Source organism: Neorhizobium huautlense (assembly GCF_002968575.1).
GTDB lineage: Bacteria > Pseudomonadota > Alphaproteobacteria > Rhizobiales > Rhizobiaceae > Neorhizobium > Neorhizobium huautlense.
Genome location: NZ_PVBM01000072.1, coordinates 1 through 2,635, shown reverse-complemented (window position 1 = coordinate 2,635; position 2,635 = coordinate 1). Strand labels below are relative to the sequence as shown.

The 2,635-nt window shown below is 60.3% G+C and carries 2 protein-coding genes; both read right to left on the bottom strand.

Features of this window, described 5'->3' with window-relative positions; genetic code table 11:
• Positions 1 to 13: 13 nt before the first annotated feature.
• Complete coding sequence (locus tag C5L12_RS27515; protein ID WP_105375149.1) at positions 14 to 2,119, bottom strand: recombinase family protein; 2,106 nt, start codon at positions 2,117 to 2,119, stop codon at positions 14 to 16.
• Positions 2,113 to 2,635 (bottom strand): DUF5372 family protein (locus C5L12_RS28300; RefSeq protein WP_157949146.1); only part of this gene is annotated, 523 nt, incomplete at its 5' end. The genes C5L12_RS28300 and C5L12_RS27515, both read right to left, overlap by 7 nt.

Genomic DNA, 2,635 nt, shown 5'->3' with positions numbered 1-2,635 from the left:
ATCACCAATGATTTCATGATGCCTGTTTCCTCGATCGTCTATTGCGTTGAGCGCGAGCGCGCAGGATGCCGATCTGGTCCTGCGTCAATTCGATCTGCCATGGCTGGCCCTTGGCGAGTTGGTGTCCCTTGAGCCATCCGCGGGCGAGATAATCGAAGATGACCTGTGGTGTGATGCCCAAGGCCGCGGCGGCCCCTTGAACGGAATAGGTTCCGTCCGGCCACCTGACGGGATTGGAGCTCGTGCCGTTGATTTTGACGGTTGGAATGCCCCAACGCCTGCGCAAGAGCCAGACATTCTCACCCTTGAAGGCGCAATTCCGTGCCGCAAGAAAGCCTTCCGAGTTTAGCGATGAGGCGATTTCCTTATCCATTTTGCCAGCAGCGTTCAGCTCCGCCACGCGCGCTCGTAATTTGTCGACATCGATATAGTCGCCATAGGTATGAATGCGCCTTTGGACAGAGTGCTCGCTTGTCGCTCCCGTTTGCCACAGGATCTTGATCCAGACCTGTCCTTGCAGCCGTTTCTGGTCGAGAACGACCTCGCAGATGATGAGGCGCAGGATGCTCTTTCGCTCGGCCGCCGTGGTCGATGGGGCATGCCAGATGCCAGGCAGGTTCTCCCCGAGCGCCAGTAACCCGTCGCGATCTGCCTCGCTCAGGACGAGGGGCTCGTCGGAGCGCCACCGTTCATAGTCCTGCTCGATGGCCTCGGCTGTACGCAGCTTCTCTTCCCATGCTCGCTCCAGCGACCGGGCCACCAGGCGGTTCTCGGGTTCGACTGCGTCGTATTGGCGTCGGGCTCTTTCTGCCTCGTAGCGCGCCCGTTCACGCCGCAATGCCCATTGACGCTCAAGCTGGCGTGCTTCCTCTTCGATCTGACCCAGTGCGGCGATGGCAATAGCGATCCTGTCCGGGGCCAGAGCCTCGAGTAGAATGCCTTCGATGCGTGCGTCGACGGGCAGAGCGCGTACCTCCTGACATAACGGCCCTCCGTCGTGACCGCGATCGGCACGGCATGTGTAGACGGGATAGTTCGCTGCAGGGCCGCTATAGCGCAAACTCATCCGCCGACCGCACCGCCCGCAAACAGCGATGCCCTGCAGCAGTGCGGCGCCCTTGCGTGGCGCTCCCGTATGGCCGGCTTCGTAGCGGTTGATGTTGTTCTCCAGTCGCCGTTGGTTGTCCATGAACTCCTCCCAGCCGATGTAACCAGGATGGGCCGCTTGCAAACAGACCTCCCAGTCTTCGATGGGCACCTTGGCCGTCCGCGGCCGATACACGTCCTGACGAATGCGCCCGCCAGTTTGCCGCCGCCGACCATAGACATAGGCTCCAGCATAGCCGGGATTATGGAGAATGCTGAGCACGCGTGGGTTGGTGGCCTCTTGCCACACGACTTCGTGCGGCGCCGGACCACGCAGCGGGCGTATTGGTAGCGGCAAATTCTCCTTTCGCAGATAGCGCATCACAGCCCGCGCGCTTCCTAATTCGCGGAACTTGCTGAAGACGAGGTCGAGCCTTGCCTGCACTTCCTCGTCGGGATTGAGAGTGATCTGGCCCGAGCGGTCATGAGCCAATCCAGCAGGAAGGCAAAGCCGCAATTCGCCGCGTGCCGCTTTCTGGCGCTCACCCTTATGAAGGCGCTGCCTGATCTGGTGCAACTCCGCTTCGCTCATGATGCCAGATAGGCCGAGCAACAGGCGGTCGTGGTAAGCGCAAGGGTCGTAGAGCCGTTCGCCGTCGGCGATAATAACGCCGAACAATGCGCACAGATCAAGGAGTTGATGCCAATCACGATTGTTGCGGGCGAGCCGGGAGGCGTCGAGGCTGATGACAAGCCCAGCATTGCCCAGCCCGATCTCCGCGATCAACTTCTTGAAGCCCTCTCGCTCAACGCTGCCCGAACCGGATTTGCCCAGATCGTCATCGATGACGTGCACGCGTTCATGTGGCCAGCCAAGGCCGACGGCACGATCGACGAGACGATACTGAAGCTGCGTGCTTTCCTGATGATGCCGCACCTGATTTACAGAAGACTGGCGGACATAAATGTAGGCGAGCTTGCCGCGATGCTCGGCAGTGATACGCTCGTCCGGGCTATTCGTCGCTCTCAGCATGTCGATCCACCTTTGCCGGCGCGCGGATCGACCGCATCCGCATCAACAGGGGTGCAAACTTTTGAACGATTTGTTTCTGCGTCTCTGGCGGCAGATCGGGCCACGGACGCGGGAGTGTCGTATTGGGGGTCAGAAGCTTTACGAGGGACTGAGACGCTACACGATACCGGTACGGATTCGATTGCACGGTCATCGCGAATCACCTCCTTGGAACGGGAGGTAACCATGCTGTCTAAATGGCGCATCAATGTGAGCAGGGTTCGAACGCTGATGCGAGGCGCCGACTTCAGCTCGCTCCGCGCTTCAGGCGAAGCGGTTACAAGGTCGGTGACCGACCGGCGAATGGAACGGTGGCGTCCGTCAGGTAATCGCACAACAACAAATGCCGCCCCGCGTCCGGACTGGACTGACACCAGCTCAAGACGCTGACCCGCAAGGCCGTGGCGCGGGTCAATGATGGTTACATAATGCACCACCCCGTCGATAATAGCGGCAGTCTGCGATGCTTGGCTCGCC

Bases quoted from the DNA above. Each gene is read 5' to 3' on its own strand.
- C5L12_RS27515 (WP_105375149.1), bottom strand. From the start codon at position 2,119: ATGCTGAGAGCGACGAATAGCCCGGACGAGCGTATCACTGCCGAGCAT.